Raw genomic sequence first — 16640 nt, 5'->3', positions numbered from 1 at the left:
TTCTCGCGGCCCGGTGTTCCCGGCGCGGTCGCGGGACCGTCAGGCGGTCGCCGGGTTCTGGCTCGGCGGGTACGGGCCGGACGGGTGGGTCGGGGTGTGGAGGCCGCCGCCCAGGGTGCCGCCCGGCCGGGACGGGCCCGGGCCCGTGCCGTAGCCGGGCGCCGTCGGGAAGTCCGCCGCCGCACCCGGGCGGCCTGCCTGCTGCCCGCCCGCCTCGGGGGCGGATGCGGGCCGCGGGTCCGACGGCGTGCCGTGCGCCGGCGTCCGGCCCGGGGCCCGGCCCTCGCCCTGGCCCTGGCCCTGACCCGGGGCCTGGTCGGCCGCCTGGCCGCTCGCCTGGCCGGCCCGCTGCTCCGCCTGGGCCGGGCGGTTCGAGGCCGCCTGCGCCGGGAAGTCCGTGCTCGGCAGCGCCGGCTCCAGCGCCGTCCGCCCCGCCGAGTCGCTCAGTTTGATCAGCAGGGCCACCGTCAGCCAGTTCGCGAGCAGCGACGAGCCACCCGCCGCCAGGAACGGCAGCGCCTTGCCGGTCAGCGGCACCAGGCCGCTCACCCCGCCGACCACCACGAACACCTGCAGCGCCAGCGCCGTCGACAGACCCGTCGCCAGCAGCTTCCCGAACGGGTCGGTCAGCCCGACCGCCGTCCGCAGGCCCCGCTGCACCAGCAGCAGGTACACCAGCAGGACCGCCGTCACCCCGGCCAGGCCGAGCTCCTCGCCGATCGTCGTGAAGACGAAGTCGCTGCGCCCGGCGAAGCCGATCAGCCACGGCCGGCCCGAGCCCAGGCCCGTCCCGGTCAGGTGACCGGTGCCCAGGCTGAACAGCGCCTCGGCCGGCTGGTCGGAGATGATCGCCTTGTCGTGCACCGGCTTGTAGATGTCGAGCGGGTGCAGCCACGCCTCGACGCGGCCGTGCACGTGCGGCTCCAGGGTGCCGACCACCGCCGCGCCGCCGACCGCCATCAGCAGGCCGAGCACCACCCAACTGGTGCGTTCGGTCGCCACGTACAGCATCACGACGAAGATGCCGAAGAAGATCAGCGAGGTGCCGAGGTCGCGCTCGAAGATCAGCACCAGCAGGCTCATCACCCAGATCGCCAGCACCGGTCCGGCGTGCCGGCCGCGCGGCAGGGTCATGCCCCAGATCTTGCGGCCGGCCAGTGCGAGCGCGTCCCGCGAGGCCATCAGGTAACCGGCGAAGAAGATCGTGATCGCGACCTTGACGAACTCGTCCGGCTCGAAGGAGAGCCCGAACAGGCGGATCCAGCGCTTGGCGCCGAAGTCCTCCGGGCGCCCGGGGAAGAACGCGGGCGCGGCCAGGAGGACGAGCGCCCCCGCCATCAGGATGTAGACGTAGCGCTGGAAGAACCGGTGGTGCTTGATGAAGACCACCAGCGCGAGGGACACCAGGACCGCTATGAACACCCACATGAACTGCTGCGGCGCCGCCGGGAGCTTCTGGAAGTCGCCCTTCCTCGCGTGCGCCGCCGCGTAGGAGATGTCCAGCCGGTCCAGCAGCATCAGCCCGAAGCCGGTCAGGAACACGCCCAGCGGCAGGATCAACGGGTCCGCGTACGGGGCGAACCGGCGCACCGCCATGTGCGCCGCGCCCGCCAGCCCACCCAGGGACAGGACGTGCACCAGCAGGTTCGGCGGCATCTTGCCGGTCAGCGCCAGGTCTGCGTCGATGTGTCCCGCCACACAGACGGCCACCGCGAGGGCCAGCAGGCCCAGCTCGATGTTGCGGTGGCGCGCGGCCAGCCGGCGGCCCTCGCCGCGTGCAGTGCTTTGCACCCTTGTCGTCCCCTTGTTGTCACCCACGTGGCCGGTATGCCGACGGTGCATCCTGCCAGACGAAGGTGCACCTGCGCCGGTTGCGCATCGGGCCGGAAAGGGGCGAAAACTTTGCCTCGGCAAAGCTTTGGCCTGGTTTGGCAAAACCTTGTTCAGGGTGGGGTATAGAGAGGCCCCCTGGCTGTGGTGATCCACTGCCCACCGGCCATCATGGCGGAGCGCCGGACACCCCGGGACGGACCCCGGCGCACCCCCGAGCCCACCCGGGCCCGGCGACGGCGGCGGCACGGCGTGGACGAGGTGGGCGGACGGATGGACGGCTCGGTGCAGGCGCTCGGCTACAGCGGGCCGCCGGCCTGGCAGTGGTCCGACCTCGCCACCTCGTGGACCGCCGAACCCCTCGTCCTCGGCCTCTGCGTCCTCCTCGGCGCCTGGTACCTCCTCGCCGTCCGGGCCGTCCACCGCGCCGGCGGCGAACGCCGGCAGCCCACCCGCACGGCGGCCTTCCTCGGCGGGCTGCTCCTGTGGATCTGGTCCACCTGCTCCGGCCTCGGCGTCTACGACCGCGTCCTCTTCACCGACCGGGCCGTCCAGGTCGTCCTGCTGCTCATGGTCGTGCCGCTGCTGCTCGCGCTCGGCGCGCCGGTCTCGCTGCTCGTGGAGTCCGCGTCCGAGCGGCGGCGCGAGCGGATCCTGCGGGCGCTGCGCAGCCGGCCGTCCAAGGTGCTGATGTTCCCGGCCGTCTCGACCGCGCTGCTCATGGCGCCGCCGTGGCTCCTGTACTTCACGCCCTGGTACGAGTGGTCGGTGTCCAGCGGGCTCGGGAACGTCGTGCTGCACCTGGCGCTCGTCCTGCTCGGCCTCGCCTACTTCTGGCCGCGGCTGCAGATCGACCCCGTCGCGCACGAGTACCCGCACCTGGTCGGGCTCTTCATCACCTTCGCCGAGGTGATCTTCGACGCCGGGCTCGGGATCGTCCTCATCTACGGCGGCCACCTCGTCGCCGAGCACCACTACGTCGCCCTCGGGCGGCCCTGGGGGCCGAGCCTCGCGCAGGACCAGACGTGGGGCGGCAACGCCTTCTGGGTGCTCGGGGACCTCGTCGGCCTGCCGTTCCTGGCCGCGCTCGTGCGGCGCATGGTGGTGCAGGGGCGCGAGGAGATCAAGGCCGTGGACGCCGAGCTGGACGCCCGCTTCGAGGAGGCGGCGGCCCGGGCGCGCGCGGAGGGGCGCGAGGAGGAAGAGGAGAGCGGGATGCGGCCCTGGTGGCTGGACGATCCCAACCTCAAGCACCGCTACGGCGGCTGATCCCGCCTCCCTACCGGCGTTTCCGCAGGTCAAAAACCTGTTGGCGTGGACCCCGTTCCTCGCTAGCGTTTCTCCCGTCCGGTTCGGGGGCCTTGTCTGGCCGCCCGAGGAGTAGAGAGCAGGAGGTGAGCCCCATGGCCGTCGTTGCCCCGATAGCTGCCCTGGGCAGCACGCGCGATCACCTCCTTTTCCCGGCCGCCGGCTGACGTTCCGAGCCAGCCGCAGCCCGCCGGGATCATCTCCTCCCGAAGGGCCCACTGCGTTGTCCAACGCTGCCTCCGTTCCGTCGCACCCCTCGTCCTCCGCTGCGGTCATCGCCGCTCCGGCTGACGTACTGTCCGGCTACGGCTGGACCGCCGAGCTCGCGGAGCTGTTCACCCCGCTCGCCGAGGCCGGCCTCGTCCCGGCCCGCATCGTCCGCGTCGACCGCGGCCGGTGCGACGCCGTCGTGGCCGACCCCGAAACCGGCGAAGCCCGCACCGTCCGGCTCGACACCCGGCCGGTCGGCGACGCCGACATGATCAACTGCCCGTGCACCGGCGACTGGGCCGCCGTCGACCTCGACGCCCAGCCCATGGCCGCCGTCACCGCGCTGCTGCCGCGCACCACCGCGATCATCCGCAAGGTCGCCGGCAAGCGCTCCGACGGCCAGGTGCTCGCGGCCAACGTCGACACCGTCCTGATCGCCTCCTCCCTCGCCGCCGACCCCGACCTCGGCCGGATCGAACGCTTCCTCGCCCTCGCCTGGGAGTCCGGCGCCGAACCCGTCGTCGTCCTCACCAAGGCCGACCTCGTGGACGACGCCGAGTTCATCCGCGCCGACGTCGAAGGCGTCGCCCCCGGCGTCACCGTGCTCGTCGTCAGCGCCGAGACGGGGGAGGGCATGGACGTCCTGCGCGCCTGCACCCCCGGCACCACCGCCCTCATCGGGCAGTCCGGCGTCGGCAAGTCCACCCTCACCAACGCGCTGGTCGGCGCCGACGTCATGGCCGTCCAGGCCGCCCGTGACATCGACCAGAAGGGACGCCACACCACGACCACCCGCGAACTCATAGCGCTGCCCGGGGGCGGCGTGCTCATCGACACCCCCGGGCTGCGCGAAGTCGGCCTCTACGGCGGCGAGGGCGTCGACCTGGCCTTCGCCGACATCGCCGAGCTCGCCGAGGAGTGCCGCTTCCACGACTGCGGGCACCACACCGAGCCCGGCTGCGCCGTCCAGGCCGCGCTGGCGGAGGGCACGCTGCCGCAGCGGCGGTGGGAGAGCTACCGCAAGCTCCAGCGGGAGAACGAGTGGATCGCCTCCCGGTCGGACGCCCGGCTCGCCTCGGCGCGGCTGAAGAAGTGGAAGGCGATCACCAAGTCGATGCGGAAGGAGGGCGGTCCGGTCCGGCGCTGACGTCACACCGCAGCCCGGCGGGGGCACGGCCGGACGGCGGCCGGCCTCCGCGGGAGCGGCCCCGATCAGCGGAGGTCGGCGAGCAGGCGGAAGCGCTCCAGGACCACGGGGGTGCTGTCGTCCACGGTGAAACCCGGGTCACCGAGGGCGGCGCGCATCTCCGGGCCGTGCCAGAAGCGCTCGTGGGTCGAGCGCCAGTGGGCCACCGTGGTGTAGCCCTCGCCCTCGTCGAGGGCGTGCTGCAGATCCACGTCGGCGAGCGGGACCACACGGACGTCCGTGGTCTCGATCACGGCGACGGCCCGGCCGGTCGAGTCGATCACCGCGGTGTGCTCGCCGGGGCGCGGCAGGGGATCGCCCGCGTGCTCGTAGTCGGCGACCAGACCGGTGGTGGAGGTTTTTGCGCCGCTGAGCACGGCCGCGACCAGGGCGTCGCGGAGCGGACCGGGGAATGCGAGCTCGAACGGGCGGAGGCCGGCGACGTCCGGGTCGTCCGGGGCGGTGTGGATGGGCTCGCTCATGCGGCCGAGCGTAGCCGCGGGCAGGGCGCGGGGGCTGGCATTTACCGGGGGCCAGGGTGCTATGGGCCCGGGGGCAGTGAGCCAGGGTGGTGCGTGGGTGCGTGGGTGCGTGGGTGGGTGGCTGCGTGGGTGGTGGTGGTGGCGGCGGTGGTGGGTGGGCGGGGGAGGGGGAGGAGGGAAGCCCAAGCAATGATTTCGTCGGAAACGGCGCGAGGGCGAGCGAAGCCGACCGAGGAAGAAGCCTCCGACGGTCCATGTCCGATTCCCGCCAGTCGGGGCTCCTCCGGTGCCGCAGACTGGACAGCGTGATCGACGACGACATCCGGTACCGAGCCGTGGACAGCAGGGACTCCCGCTTCGACGGGGTCTTCTTCACGGCCGTCACGACGACGGGCATCTACTGCCGACCGAGCTGCCCCGCCGTGACGCCCAAGCGCACCAACTGCGTCTTCTACCCGAGCGCCGCCGCCGCCCAGGGCGCCGGCTTCCGCGCCTGCCGCCGCTGCCGCCCCGACTCGGTACCCGGCTCGCCGGAGTGGAACCACAGGGCCGACCTGGTCGGCCGGGCGATGCGCCTGATCGGCGACGGCGTCGTCGACCGCGAGGGCGTCGCCGGCCTCGCCCACCGCCTCGGCTACAGCGCCCGCCAGCTCCAGCGCCAGCTCATCGCCGAACTCGGCGCCGGCCCGATCGCGCTCGCCCGCGCCCGCCGCGCCCAGACCGCCCGGCTGCTCCTCCAGACCACCGAACTCCCCGTCACCGACGTCGCGTTCGCGGCCGGCTTCGCCTCCGTCCGGCAGTTCAACGACACCGTCCGCGAGGTCTACGACCGCACCCCGAGCGGGCTGCGGGCCGAGGTCGCGGCCGGCCGCCGCATCGCCACCCCGGCCGGCGGCCTCACCCTGCGCCTCGCCTACCGCGGCGCACTCGACAGTGACCACCTGATCGACTTCCTCGCCCTTCGCGCCGTCCCCGGCGTGGAGGAGGTCGTCCCCGGCACGCGCCCCGGCGTCCGCACCTACCGCCGCACCCTCGCGCTCCCGTACGGTCACGGCATCGCCGAGGTCGACGGCCTCGCGCCCGGCGACGACCGCACCCGCGGCTGGCTCGACTGCCGCCTCCTCCTCGCCGACCTGCGCGACCTGCCGACGGCCGTCCAGCGCCTGCGCGTCCTCCTCGACCTCGACGCCGACCCCGACGCCGTCGACGAGCAGCTCGGCGCCGACCCGCTCCTCGGCCCGCTGGTCCGCGAGCGCCCCGGCCTGCGCTCGCCCGGCCACGTCGACCCGCACGAACTCGCCGTCCGCGCCGTGCTGGGCCAGCAGATCACCGTCGGCGCGGCCCGCACCCTGGCCGGCCGCCTCGCCGAGAAGTACGGCGCGGCCCTGCCCGAGCCCAACGGCGGCCTGCGCCTGCTGTTCCCGACGGCGGCCGCCCTGGCCACCGCCGACCCCGAGGACTTCGCGATGCCCGCCGCCCGCCGCCGGGCGCTCACCGGCCTGTGCGCCGCCCTCGCCGAGGGCGTGGTCAGGCTGGACGGCGGCGTCGACCGGGAGCAGTCCGCCGAGCAGCTGATGGCCCTGCCCGGCATCGGCCCCTGGACGGTCGGCTACCTGAGGATGCGGGCGCTCGCCGATCCCGATGTCTTCCTCCCGGGCGACATCGGCGTCAAGCACGGCCTCGTCCGTCTCGGCGCCCCCGGCGACCCCAAGTCCGCCGCCCGCGCCGCCGAGGCGTGGGCCCCCTGGCGCTCCTACGCGGTCCACCGGCTGTGGGCCGGGCCCGCGGGCACCACCAGTACCGGAACGGAGAACGCACGAGCATGACCACCACCGTGTTCACGACCATGGAGAGCCCGTTCGGGCAACTGCTGCTGAGCGGCGTCCGGCCCGACGGGGGCGGTCCGGCCGCGCTGGCCACCGTCACCGCCCCGGGCCAGAAGTACGCCCTCGCCGAGCCGGCCGGCGACTGGGTCCCCGACCCGGAGTCGCTCGCCGAGCCGGTGGCCCAGTTGACCGCCTACTTCGCCGGCGAGCGCACGGAGTTCGACCTGCCGCTCGCCCCGGAGGGCACGGACTTCCGGCGGCGGATCTGGGCGGCCCTGGACGAGATCCCGTACGGCGAGACCGTCACCTACGGCCGACTCGCCGCCATGGCGGGCGAGTCGCCGCGGGCCGTGCGGGCCGTCGGCGGGGCCGTGGGCGCCAACCCGCTGCTCATCGTCCGCCCCTGCCACCGCGTCCTCGGGGCGAACGGCGCCCTCACCGGCTTCGCGGCGGGCGTCGACCGCAAGCGCTGGCTCCTGGAGATGGAGAGCAGCACCCTGTTCTGAGGCCCCTGTTCCGACGCCCTACGCCCGGAGGTCGACGCGCCAGTCGTTGCTGCGCATGAAGCGGCCGGGCGGGAACTCGAAGTCCGTCTCCCCAACGAGCGTGAAGCCGGCCTTCTCGCAGACGGCGTTCGACGCGGGATTGTCGACCGACGGGAAGGCGTGCAGGTGGCGGTGCCGGGCCTCGCGGCGGGCGACGGCGACGGCCGCGCGGGTCGCGGCCACGGCGATGCCCCGGCCCTGGAAGGGCGGGAGGACGTTCCACCCCATCTCGTGGACCGTCCCGCCCTGCCACGTCCGGGTGCCGTAGCCGACGGTGCCGACGGACTCGCCGCCGGGGAGCAGCACGATCCGGTACATGCAGCCGAGGCCGGAGGGGACGAAGTCGAGGTAGCGGGCGTGCCGGACGAGCAGGCGCTCCTCGCTCTCCGGACCGCCGACGTGCGTCTTCATCTCCGGCGTGTTGACCAGGCGCAGCAGCGCGAGGTCGGCGTCCGTCCAGGGTTCGAGGTGTACCGGTGCCGTGTCCACGGGACGGACGCTAGTGCGCGCGGGGCGGCCTGCCCAGTGGTTATTCGGCGGGCGGGGTGGGGCCGGCGAGGGCGCGGGCGAGCTGGTCGAGGGCGGGCAGTGCCTGGAAGACGGCGTCGCGGTCGCCGGGGTCGAGGGTGCCGAGGGCGTCGGCGATGCGGCGTTCGTGGGCGTGCTGCCAGTCGTCGAGCTGGCGCTGGCCGGCGGGGGTGAGGGCGATGCGGGCGGTGCGGCGGTCGCCGGGGTCGGCCTGGCGGTCGACGAAGCCGGCGTCGAGGAGCTTGCCGACGAGGCCGCTGACGGTGTTGGGGGCGAGCCGCTGGCGGGCGGCGAGCTCGCCGACGCGCAGGGGGGCGGCGGCGAGGGTCTGGAGGAGTTCGACCTGGGCCATGGGGAGGGATTCCCACGGGTAGTCGGTGCGGATGCTGCTGCGCAGGGCGCGGCGCAGGCGGGTGACGACGTCGGTCAGCCGGCGGGCGTGTTCGACCGACGTTTCGGGGGTTCCGGTGGCGGGGTCGGGAACGTGCGGTGACGACGGCATGGCGGACAGCGTATCGCCTGGTACGGGCGCTCCGGCCGGCCCGGTCGGGGTGCCGGGGAGCCCGTTCGTGCGCGGCCCGCGCCCGCTGTGCCGGCCCGCGCCCGCGGTGCGGACAGTTCGCCCCGCCAGGCCGCGGATCGCCCACCACGCCCCGCACGCATCCGATTCCGATCAGGTCGTAGAAAGAACATATCTGCACCCGATATATTGAGTGGCATGAACGCCACCGCCCTTGCCGCCCGGCTGCTCACCGAGCGCCCCCGGCCCCGCGGCATAGCCGGCTGGCGCCACGCCCACTGGCTGGCCGTCGGCACCGTGTGTCTCGGCGCCTTCCTCGGCCAGCTCGACGCCAGCGTGATCGCCCTGGTCTTCCCGGCCCTCGGCCGCCACTTCGGGGTGGGTTTCGCCGCCGTCGAGTGGGTCGCCCTCGCCTACCTGCTCGTCCTGGTCGCCCTGCTGGCGCCCATCGGCTGGCTGTCCGACCTGGTGGGCCGCAAGACGATGTACATCGGCGGCTTCGCCGTCTTCGGCCTGTCCTCGCTCTGCGCCGGGTTCGCCGGCGGCCTCTGGATCCTGGTCGGGTGCCGGGCCGTGCAGGCCGTCGGCGCCGCGATGATGCAGGCCAACAGCGTCGCCCTGGTGGCGCGGGGCGTGCCCGAGCACGCGATGCGGCGCGCGCTCGGCATCCAGGCCGCCGCCCAGGGGCTCGGGCTGGCGCTCGGTCCGACCGTCGGCGGCCTGTTGGTCGAGCACGCGTCGTGGCAGTGGGTGTTCTGGGTCAACGTGCCGATCGGCGCACTCGGGATCGTCGCCGGCCGGTACCTGCTGCCGCGCACCAGGACGGAGCGCGTGGCCGTCGTGCCCGGGCCGCGCCGGCCCGCGGACAAGGCGCTCCGCTTCGACGTCCCCGGCATGCTGCTGATCACCGGCGCCACCACGGCGCTGCTGCTCGCCCTGTCCACGGCCTCGGGCCTGCCGCTGCCCGGCTGGCTCGTCGGCGTCCTCCTGGTCGCCTCGGCCGTCCTGACGCTCGCGCTGGTGCGCCAGGAGCAGCGGGCCGCCCGGCCGATCCTCGCGCCCGGGCTGGTCAACACGCCGGGGGTGCGGGCCGGGCTGGTGGTCGCGCTGATCGGGTACCTGCTGCTGTTCTGCCCGCTGGTGCTGGGCCCGGTGCTGCTGGCCGGCGCGGGCGTGTCGACCGCCGGCGCGGGCCTGGTGATCACGCTGCTGCCGGCCGCGTTCGCGCTCGCCGCCACGGTCGGCGGCGGGCTGCTGCCGCGCGGCTGGTCGGACGTGCGGAGGTGTCGCTTCGGCGCGGTGATGGCGGGCGCCGGGCTGTCGCTGTTCGCCCTGCTGCCGGTCTCGGCCGGGGTGTCGGCGGCCCCGCTGCTGGTCACCGGGTACGGGCTCGGGCTGCTGTTGCCGGCGAACAACGCGCTGGTGATGCGGGCGGTCCCGGCGGCCTGTTCGGCGGTCGGCGGCGGCATGGTGAACATGGCGCGCAGCCTGGGGACGGCGCTCGGGATGGCGCTGTCCGTCCTGGGTGTCCACCTGGCGGGCGCGGCGTCCGGTGGGCGGACGGTGCTGCTGGTCCTCGCGGGGATCGCGGCGGCGGCCGTGGTCCTCACCCGGCCGGCCCGCCCCGCCCGTTCCTGAGGCGCGACCGGGACGCGGCTAGGACACGGTGTTCAGCGCGTCCTGGGCCCGGTTGAGGCCGAGCCGCACGAGCGTCTCCAGCGCGTCGGCGCAGCGGTCCAGCACGGCCGGCACGGCGGCGAGTTCGTCCGCCGAGAACTTCTTCAGGACGAAGTCGCCGGGGCTCTGCCCCTTCGGCGGGCGGCCGAGGCCGAAGCGCAGCCGGACGAAGTCGCGGGTGCCGAGGACGTCGCCGACCGAGCGCACGCCGTTGTGCCCGCCGGGCCCGCCGCCGCGCTTGAGCTTGCAGGAGCCGAACGCGAAGTCGAGGTCGTCCTGGACCACCACCAGGTGCTCGACGGGCACGCCGTGGCGCCGCATCAGGCCGGCCACCGGGCGGCCGGACAGGTTGATGAACCACTGCGGCTTGACGAGCAGCACCCGCCGGCCGTCGACCTCGATCTCGGCGACCTGGCTGCCGATCGCGCGCCGCCGGAACCGGGCGCCGTGCCGCTCGGCGAGCCGGTCGACGGCGAGGAAGCCCGCGTTGTGCCGGGTGAGCCGGAACCACGGGCCGGGGTTGCCCAGGCCGGCGACGAGCCAGGGGGCGGCGGTGGTCATCTTCGGTGCTCCAGAGTGCCAGGGGGCGGGGGGATCGAACCGGGGGACCGGTTTCGCATGATCGAGGTCGAAAGGGGGCGGGGTGCGGTGGGGGCGGAAACGTTCCGTCCCCACCGCACCCCGGGCCCGTCGGGCCGTGCGGTCGCGGCTCAGGAGGCGGGCACGCCGGGGGCGGCGCCGCGCTCCTTGAGCATGTCGGTCATCAGCTCCAGTTCGGAGGTCTGGGCGACCACCATCGACTGGGCGAGCCGCTTCTCGCTGTCGTTCTTCGCCAGGTCCACGTAGCCCTGGGCCATCTCGACGCCGCCCTTGTGGTGCTCGATCATCAGCTGCAGGTAGGACACCTCGGCGTCCTTGCCGCTGAGCGTGCGCAGTTTCGCCAGCTGGGCGTTGGTCGCCATGCCGGGCATCAGCGAGCCGTCGTGGGCCTGGTAGTCGTGGTCCATCCTCATCCACGCCATCGGCTTGGCCGGCGAGTGCTGCGACAGCCCCCACTGGTCGAGCCAGCCCATCATCATGCCGCGCTGGTTGGCCTGGGTGTTGATGATGTCGAACGCCAGGGTGCGGGTCGGCTCGTCGGTGGTGCGGTCCCGGACGATGAACGACAGGTCCACCGCCTGCTGGTGGTGGGTCGCCATGTCACGGGCGAACCCGGCCTCGGGCGAGTCGTCCGCCGGGACGGTCAGGGACGACGAGCCGGAGGCGGACGTTCCGCCGGCCACCAGGGCCGGCACGCCGAGCGCCAGTGCGACGGCGGCGGCCAGCGCGGCCGGCCACCACAGCCGGCGCCGGGGGCGGGGGGCCACGGCCCGCGGCTCCTCGTCGGCTCCGGCGGTGGCGCCGGGCTTCCCGGCGGTCACATCTGCCCCATGGTGCAGGAGGCGCCCGGCTCCTGGGTCTGCTTGCCCTGGACGTACTTGGTGAAGAACTGGTTGACCCGGGGGTCGGAGGCGCTGTCGACGACGAGCTGGGTGCTCCAGGCGTTCAGGGTGATGGTGCCCTGCTCGTCCGGGTAGGGGCTCATGAGCGAGTACGGGGTGGCCTTGACCTTGTCGGACAGGGTCTTGATGTCCTCCGGGGTGGCCTTGCCGTTGTAGGTCACCCAGACCGCGCCGTGCTCCAGCGAGTGGACGGCGCGCTCGTTCTCGACCGGCTGGTCGTAGACGTGGCCCATGCAGTCCAGCCAGACCGCGTTGTGGTCGCCGCCGACCGGCGGGGTCATCGGGTAGGTGACCTTGTCCTTGACGTGGTTGCGGCTGAGGTCGCCGAAGGTCTTCACGCCCGGGATGTCCGCGTTGGCGGCGGCCTCCTGGGCGTGCTTCTTGTCGCTCTGGTCCTTGAGGACCCAGGCGATGGCGCCGCCGGTGCCGGCGACCAGGAAGCATGCGGCGACGATCGCGATGATCTTGTTGCGGCGGTCGCGGCGCTGCTCGGCGGCGCGCAGCTCGGCGATCCGGGCGCGGCGGTCGGTGGCGCCCTGCTGCTTGTTCTTGCTGGACTGCTTGGAGGCGGAACCCATGGTGGTTGTCCTTGTCCCCGCGCGCCCGGCTGGGGCGCGGCGGTCGGGTGAAGTGGGGGAGGGGGCGGATCCGTCCGGTGGCGGACGGCGGGTTCCGCTCAGGACCGGTGGACCTGGAGCTCGTGCAGATCGGGTGCGGGGTGCGGACCGACGAGCAGCCCGGCGGGGGCGACCCGGGGCAGGGCCTCGGGCGCCGGCGCGTGCGGTGACACCACCGGCTGCGGGTGCGGCGGCGGGTTGGGCAGCTGGGCGTCCTGGCCGCAGTACGGGTGGCTGGAGCAGCCGTTGTCCCGCTGCGGCGGACGGCCGTCGGCCGAGCACCAGGCCCAGTGGCGCGGTCCGTCGACGTGCAGGTGGTCGGCGGCCCTGGCGGCGCGGCCGGCGGCCGGGCCCGTGGTGGCCGTGGGGGCGCTGGAGGTCACGGTGACGGTGGTGACGGTGGTGGCCGCCGTCACGGCGGACGGCGTCGACCGGCCCTGGTCGGCGGCCGTAGCCCGGCCCGAGCAGGGCAGCGCGGTCAGCAGCCCGACCAGCAGCAGGATCCACAGCACACCCGCCGGGCGGCCCGTCGCTGCGGCCCTCCCCGGTCGGGGCGAGCTGGGGGCCGACACGGTCATGGGCACATTTAATCAGCCGAACGAGTGATGCGATGCCCCTCCTCCGGCCCCATTTTCGGGCCCCAATGGCACCGAACGGCACGGAAACACCCGCTTCGGGCACTTCCGGCAAGCGGGGACGGAACGGTGGTGAACGCGGGGGCGAACGGGGTGGCCGGGAACGTTCCGGACGGCGTCCGGTTGTCGCCGAAACCCGGACAGCGTCGTTGCACTTGGAGACAATGACGTCGAGTCCGGCCCCGCCGGGGGCGGCGCGACCACGGACCGACCAGGAGCCGCCAGATGCGCGAACAGGGTGCACCCGCACAGTCCCACCGGCCCGACGACGGGTGGTGGGACGCCGTCTACGACGGCCCGGCGGGCACCCTCCCGGACACTCCCGGGGCGGACCCGGGCGAGGGCAGCGTCGACGACTGGTTCGACACGGCGGCGGGCCTGATCGCGCCGCAGCGCACCGGCGAACAGGCGGAGGCGGCTGCCGCGGCGGCCGCCGCGGTGGTGGCGCCCGTGGGTGCTGCCCGGGACAGCATCGACGACTGGTTCGACACCGCGCTGGACGTGATCGGCCAGCCGGGGTCGGCCCAGGCACCGGCCCAGGCCCCGGCCCCGGTCGATTGTCCGCCGCCGTCGCCCTCGGCGGAGACGCACAAGTTCCCGGCACCGGACTTCCGGACGGGCCCCGTCACGCTCGACGAGCCGGACGCGCCCGGGGCGGTGGCGCCGGAGCCGGAGGACGTACGGCCGGCTCCCGCCGCCGATCCCGCGCCCCTCGTCGACGCCGCGCCGGCACCGGGACCGGAGCGGGAGCCCGAGCCCGAGCCCGAGCCCGAGGCCGTCCACGACTCTCCGCTCGAGCCGGAGCCGGACCGTATCCCCGAGCTCGCCCCCACCCCCACCCCCGCCCCCGCCCCCGAACCGGAAGCCGTCCCCGTACCCGCCCAAGAAGCCGTCCGCGCCCCCGAGCCCGCCCCCGAACCGGAGGTCGTCCACACCTCGGAAGCCGCCCCGGAGCCGGCCCCGGAGCCGGCCCCCGAGCCGACCGCCGAACGGGCGCCCGAGCCCGCCCCCGCCCCCCGCCCCGCCGTCCGCTCGCCGCTGGCCGCCCCCGTGGACGCCGTGCCGCACGTGGGGGAGCGCCCGCCGACGTACGGGCCGGAGCCGACGGCACTGCCGGAGGCGGACCCGGGCTCGCTGGGCTCCGTCGTGCCGGACACCGTCCTGGAGGGCGCCCAGTACGGCCCGGCCGTCCTGCGGGCCGTCTCCGTGCGCGGCGACTCCGCCCGCTACCGGGGCGAGCCGCGGCGGGACGCGCTGCTGGTGACGCGGTTCGGCGAGGGCCCGGACGGGCTGCTGCTCGCCGTGCTCGGCGGCTTCGACCGCAACGGGCTCGACGACGACGGCGCGACGGCCGACGAGGACGTGCCGCCGGAGGCGGTGAGCACCGCGACCGGCGAGGCCTGCCGCCAGCTGGCCGCCGCGATCGGCCGCAGCCGAGCCGGTCTCGCCGCCGACCTGCGCGACGGCGCCCGCGACCGGCTGCGCTACGGCCTCCAGCGGCTGGTCACCGGCGCGGCGGCTCCGCTGCGGGCGCTGGCGCCGGGCGGGGAGGACGCTCCGTCCCCGGCGTCGCTGCACTGCCTGATGGTGTCGCTGGACCCGGCGGCCGGTTACCGGGCGGCATTCGGGGTCGGCCCCGGCGGGCTGTACCTGCTGCGGTCGGGCCACTGGATCGACGCCTACGCCGCCCGGCTGCTGCACCACCCGGACGGCGTGCCGGCGGTGGCGGACGGTCCGGTGCCGGAGCCGCGGCCGTTCCGCTTCCGGCTGGTCCCCGCGACCCCGGGGGACATCCTGCTGCTCTGCACGCCGGGCCTGGCCGACCCGATCGCCGACGAGCCGGCCGTCGCCCACTTCCTCTCCTCGCACTGGGCACACCCCCACCCGCCGGGCACGGTCGACTTCCTGCGCCAGGTGCAGGTCAGGGCGAAGGGCTACGCGGACGACCGCACGGCCGCCGCCGTCTGGACCGAGTGACCGCGCAGGGGATCAAGCCCGCAGCAGGATCCGCGCCACCGCCGTGGCGTGGGTGAGGGCCTCGTCGGGGCTGCTGCCGGGGAGGCCGAGGGCGACGGGGACGGCGAGTCCGTCGAGGAGCGCGCGGATCTGGGCGGCGCGCTCGGCCGTGGGGCCGGGGGTGAAGTGGCCGGCTGCGGCGCCCTCGTCGACGAGGGCGGCCAGGTCGGACTGCCAGGGGGCCTCGATGTCCTGCTGGCCCTGGCGGAGTTCGGCGCTGGCAGGGGAGCGCCCCCACACCTCGATCCAGAGGATCCAGCGCGGGTCGCCGGGCCCCTCGGGGAGGTAGAGGCGCAGGTAGGCGTCGAGCCGCTGCCACGGGTCGAGGGCGTGGTCGGCGAGGGCCTCGCGGCGGCGGGCGCCGAGCTGGTCCTCGCTCCAGCGGAGGGTCTCCAGCAGCAGCTGGTCCTTGCTGCCGAAGTAGTAGAGCAGGTGCCCGGCGCTCATCTGGAGCTGCTTGCCGAGCCCGGCCATGGTGAGCTTGGCGAGCCCGTGTTCGGCGATCGCGGCGCGGGCGGTGGCGAAGACCTCCTCGCGGGGTCGCGCCGGCCGGCGCGGGCGGGCGTCCGCCATGGGTCGTGCTCTCTCTCGGTGCGCAGCGGAGGTGTGCGGGCGGAGGTCGGTGGGGTGGGGCGCGGCGGGACCGAACGCTACCGGAGCGGGGCGCACGGCCCCGCTCCGGGTGTCCGGCCCGTCAGGCCTTCGGCTGCTGCTGGGTGATGCAGTGGATGCCGCCGCCGTTGGCGAAGATCCCGCGGGCGTCGACGAGTTCGACGGTGCGGCCGGGGTAGGCCTCGCCGAGGATGTCGGCGGCCTCCTGGTCGCGGGGGTCGTCGAAGGCGCAGAGGATGACGGCGCCGTTGGCCACGTAGTGGTTGATGTAGGAGTAGTCGACCGGCTCGCCGTCCTCGTCGAACAAGGCGGTGGGGGCGGGCAGTTCGACGACCTCCAGCTGGCGGCCCCGGGCGTCGGTGGAGGCGCGCAGGATGGCGACGAGCTCCTGGCAGACGGCGTGGTCGGGGTGGGCCGGGTCCGGCTGGACGTGGGCGACGACGACGCCGGGGCGCACGAAGGAGGCGACGATGTCGATGTGGCCGCGGGTGCCGAACTCGTCGTAGTCGCGGGTGAGTCCGCGCGGCAGCCAGATGGCCTTGGTGGTGCCGAGGAAGGCGTGCAGCTCGGCCTCGACCTCCTCCTTGGTCCAGTCGCTGTTGCGGCCCTCGCCGAGCTGGACGGTCTCGGTGACGAGCACGGTGCCCTCGCCGTCGACGTGGATGCCGCCGCCCTCGTTGATCAGGCGGGAGGCGAAGCGCCGGACGCCGGTGAGTTCGCCGATGTGCTCGGCGATGTGCTGGTCCTTGTCCCAGCGGGCCCAGGACTGGGCGCCCCAGCCGTTGAAGATCCAGTCGGCGGCGGCGAGCGAGCCCTTGCCGTCGATCAGGAAGGACGGGCCGATGTCGCGCATCCAGGCGTCGTCCAGGGGGCGTTCGACGATCTCGACCTGCTCGGAGACGTACTTGCGGGCCTCGGCGGTCTCCCCGGTGTTGACGACGAGCGTCACCGGCTCGTACCGGACGACGGTGTTGGCGACGGCGGCCCAGGCCTCGCGGCCGGCGTGCAGGTTCTCCGGGGTGTCGAACGTGGGGTTGGTGGTCGGGAAGGCCATCCAGGTGCGGTCGTGCGGGTGCCATTCGGCGGGCATCCGGTAGCCGAGGGAGGCGGGCGTGGGGGTGGTCATCGGAGGAGGGTCCTTGGGGG

At 74.6% G+C, this 16640-nt stretch carries 16 protein-coding genes; 6 read left to right on the top strand and 10 right to left on the bottom strand.

The genetic code is table 11. The features are described 5' to 3' along the window. Window positions 1–39: 39 nt before the first annotated feature. Window positions 40–1791, bottom strand: a complete 1752-nt coding sequence (locus PUR71_RS19000; protein ID WP_329928228.1) for an FtsW/RodA/SpoVE family cell cycle protein — start codon at window positions 1789–1791, stop codon at window positions 40–42. A gap of 312 nt (window positions 1792–2103) precedes the next feature. On the opposite strand from PUR71_RS19000, the gene PUR71_RS18995 reads away from it, so the two are divergent. Beyond that, on the top strand, window positions 2104–3099 hold the full coding sequence (locus PUR71_RS18995; RefSeq protein WP_329928227.1) for a cytochrome c oxidase assembly protein: 996 nt from the start codon (window positions 2104–2106) through the stop codon (window positions 3097–3099). A gap of 262 nt (window positions 3100–3361) precedes the next feature. After that, entirely contained in the window at window positions 3362–4495 is a 1134-nt protein-coding gene (rsgA, locus tag PUR71_RS18990) for a ribosome small subunit-dependent GTPase A (protein WP_329928226.1), read from the top strand. A 65-nt stretch (window positions 4496–4560) separates the two neighbouring features. Here the strand turns inward: rsgA and PUR71_RS18985 are convergent, their stop codons facing one another. Then, entirely contained in the window at window positions 4561–5016 is a 456-nt protein-coding gene (locus tag PUR71_RS18985) for an ASCH domain-containing protein (protein ID WP_329928225.1), read from the bottom strand. A gap of 254 nt (window positions 5017–5270) precedes the next feature. Here PUR71_RS18985 and PUR71_RS18980 point away from each other — a divergent pair, with 254 nt between their 5' ends. After that, complete coding sequence (locus tag PUR71_RS18980) at window positions 5271–6842, top strand: DNA-3-methyladenine glycosylase 2 family protein (protein ID WP_443077484.1); 1572 nt, start codon at window positions 5271–5273, stop codon at window positions 6840–6842. Further along, window positions 6839–7348: a methylated-DNA--[protein]-cysteine S-methyltransferase gene (locus PUR71_RS18975; RefSeq protein WP_329928223.1), complete on the top strand. Its 510-nt coding sequence runs from the start codon at window positions 6839–6841 to the stop codon at window positions 7346–7348. Before PUR71_RS18980 ends, PUR71_RS18975 begins: the two co-directional genes overlap by 4 nt. An 18-nt stretch (window positions 7349–7366) precedes the next feature. Here the strand turns inward: PUR71_RS18975 and PUR71_RS18970 are convergent, their stop codons facing one another. Both PUR71_RS18970 and PUR71_RS18965 read right to left on the bottom strand, forming a co-directional pair. Beyond that, window positions 7367–7876 (bottom strand): GNAT family N-acetyltransferase, encoded by a 510-nt coding sequence (locus PUR71_RS18970; protein ID WP_329928222.1) that lies wholly within the window; start codon window positions 7874–7876, stop codon window positions 7367–7369. Window positions 7877–7916: 40 nt separating this feature from the next. Beyond that, window positions 7917–8417: a MarR family winged helix-turn-helix transcriptional regulator gene (locus PUR71_RS18965; protein ID WP_329928221.1), complete on the bottom strand. Its 501-nt coding sequence runs from the start codon at window positions 8415–8417 to the stop codon at window positions 7917–7919. 216 nt (window positions 8418–8633) lie between these two features. Here PUR71_RS18965 and PUR71_RS18960 point away from each other — a divergent pair, with 216 nt between their 5' ends. Continuing rightward, complete coding sequence (locus PUR71_RS18960; RefSeq protein ID WP_329928220.1) at window positions 8634–10073, top strand: MFS transporter; 1440 nt, start codon at window positions 8634–8636, stop codon at window positions 10071–10073. A gap of 18 nt (window positions 10074–10091) precedes the next feature. Here PUR71_RS18960 and pth read toward each other — a convergent pair whose 3' ends face one another. From pth to PUR71_RS18940, 4 genes are all read right to left on the bottom strand, one after another. After that, window positions 10092–10673, bottom strand: a complete 582-nt coding sequence (pth, locus tag PUR71_RS18955) for an aminoacyl-tRNA hydrolase (protein ID WP_329928219.1) — start codon at window positions 10671–10673, stop codon at window positions 10092–10094. A gap of 149 nt (window positions 10674–10822) precedes the next feature. Beyond that, window positions 10823–11479, bottom strand: a complete 657-nt coding sequence (locus PUR71_RS18950) for a DUF305 domain-containing protein (protein ID WP_443077494.1) — start codon at window positions 11477–11479, stop codon at window positions 10823–10825. 50 nt (window positions 11480–11529) lie between these two features. Next, a complete protein-coding gene (locus PUR71_RS18945; RefSeq protein ID WP_329928217.1) occupies window positions 11530–12192 on the bottom strand; it encodes a DUF3105 domain-containing protein in 663 nt (220 codons plus the stop codon). 98 nt (window positions 12193–12290) lie between these two features. Further along, the gene (locus PUR71_RS18940) at window positions 12291–12809 is read right to left on the bottom strand and encodes a hypothetical protein (protein ID WP_329928216.1); all 519 of its coding nucleotides are present in this window, start codon (window positions 12807–12809) and stop codon (window positions 12291–12293) included. A gap of 282 nt (window positions 12810–13091) precedes the next feature. Between PUR71_RS18940 and PUR71_RS18935 the strand changes: the two genes are divergently transcribed. Next, on the top strand, window positions 13092–14843 hold the full coding sequence (locus PUR71_RS18935) for a hypothetical protein (protein ID WP_329928215.1): 1752 nt from the start codon (window positions 13092–13094) through the stop codon (window positions 14841–14843). A gap of 12 nt (window positions 14844–14855) precedes the next feature. On the opposite strand, the gene PUR71_RS18930 is transcribed toward PUR71_RS18935, so the two are convergent. Both PUR71_RS18930 and PUR71_RS18925 read right to left on the bottom strand, forming a co-directional pair. Further along, the gene (locus PUR71_RS18930) at window positions 14856–15455 is read right to left on the bottom strand and encodes a TetR/AcrR family transcriptional regulator (RefSeq protein WP_329928214.1); all 600 of its coding nucleotides are present in this window, start codon (window positions 15453–15455) and stop codon (window positions 14856–14858) included. Window positions 15456–15576: 121 nt separating this feature from the next. Beyond that, a complete protein-coding gene (locus tag PUR71_RS18925) occupies window positions 15577–16620 on the bottom strand; it encodes an agmatine deiminase family protein (RefSeq protein ID WP_329928213.1) in 1044 nt (347 codons plus the stop codon). Between the last annotated feature and the right edge of the window lie 20 nt (window positions 16621–16640).

The organism is Streptomyces sp. SP17BM10 (genome assembly GCF_036322405.1).
In the GTDB taxonomy this organism is placed as follows: Bacteria; Actinomycetota; Actinomycetes; order Streptomycetales; family Streptomycetaceae; genus Kitasatospora.
Note: the sequence above shows the minus strand (reverse complement) of the source record. Positions and strands in the feature narration are given on the sequence as shown.

What these genes read in the sequence shown, in the direction of transcription:
- PUR71_RS18940 (WP_329928216.1), bottom strand. Translation starts at nt 12,809, where the DNA reads ATGACCGTGTCGGCCCCCAGCTCGCCCCGACCGGGGAGGGCCGCAGCG.
- PUR71_RS18945 (WP_329928217.1), bottom strand. Translation starts at nt 12,192, where the DNA reads ATGGGTTCCGCCTCCAAGCAGTCCAGCAAGAACAAGCAGCAGGGCGCC.
- PUR71_RS18985 (WP_329928225.1), bottom strand. Translation starts at nt 5,016, where the DNA reads ATGAGCGAGCCCATCCACACCGCCCCGGACGACCCGGACGTCGCCGGC.
- PUR71_RS18975 (WP_329928223.1), top strand. Translation starts at nt 6,839, where the DNA reads ATGACCACCACCGTGTTCACGACCATGGAGAGCCCGTTCGGGCAACTG.
- PUR71_RS18995 (WP_329928227.1), top strand. Translation starts at nt 2,104, where the DNA reads ATGGACGGCTCGGTGCAGGCGCTCGGCTACAGCGGGCCGCCGGCCTGG.
- pth (WP_329928219.1), bottom strand. Translation starts at nt 10,673, where the DNA reads ATGACCACCGCCGCCCCCTGGCTCGTCGCCGGCCTGGGCAACCCCGGC.
- PUR71_RS18925 (WP_329928213.1), bottom strand. Translation starts at nt 16,620, where the DNA reads ATGACCACCCCCACGCCCGCCTCCCTCGGCTACCGGATGCCCGCCGAA.
- PUR71_RS18980 (WP_443077484.1), top strand. Translation starts at nt 5,271, where the DNA reads ATGTCCGATTCCCGCCAGTCGGGGCTCCTCCGGTGCCGCAGACTGGAC.
- PUR71_RS18930 (WP_329928214.1), bottom strand. Translation starts at nt 15,455, where the DNA reads ATGGCGGACGCCCGCCCGCGCCGGCCGGCGCGACCCCGCGAGGAGGTC.
- PUR71_RS18965 (WP_329928221.1), bottom strand. Translation starts at nt 8,417, where the DNA reads ATGCCGTCGTCACCGCACGTTCCCGACCCCGCCACCGGAACCCCCGAA.
- PUR71_RS18960 (WP_329928220.1), top strand. Translation starts at nt 8,634, where the DNA reads ATGAACGCCACCGCCCTTGCCGCCCGGCTGCTCACCGAGCGCCCCCGG.
- PUR71_RS18935 (WP_329928215.1), top strand. Translation starts at nt 13,092, where the DNA reads ATGCGCGAACAGGGTGCACCCGCACAGTCCCACCGGCCCGACGACGGG.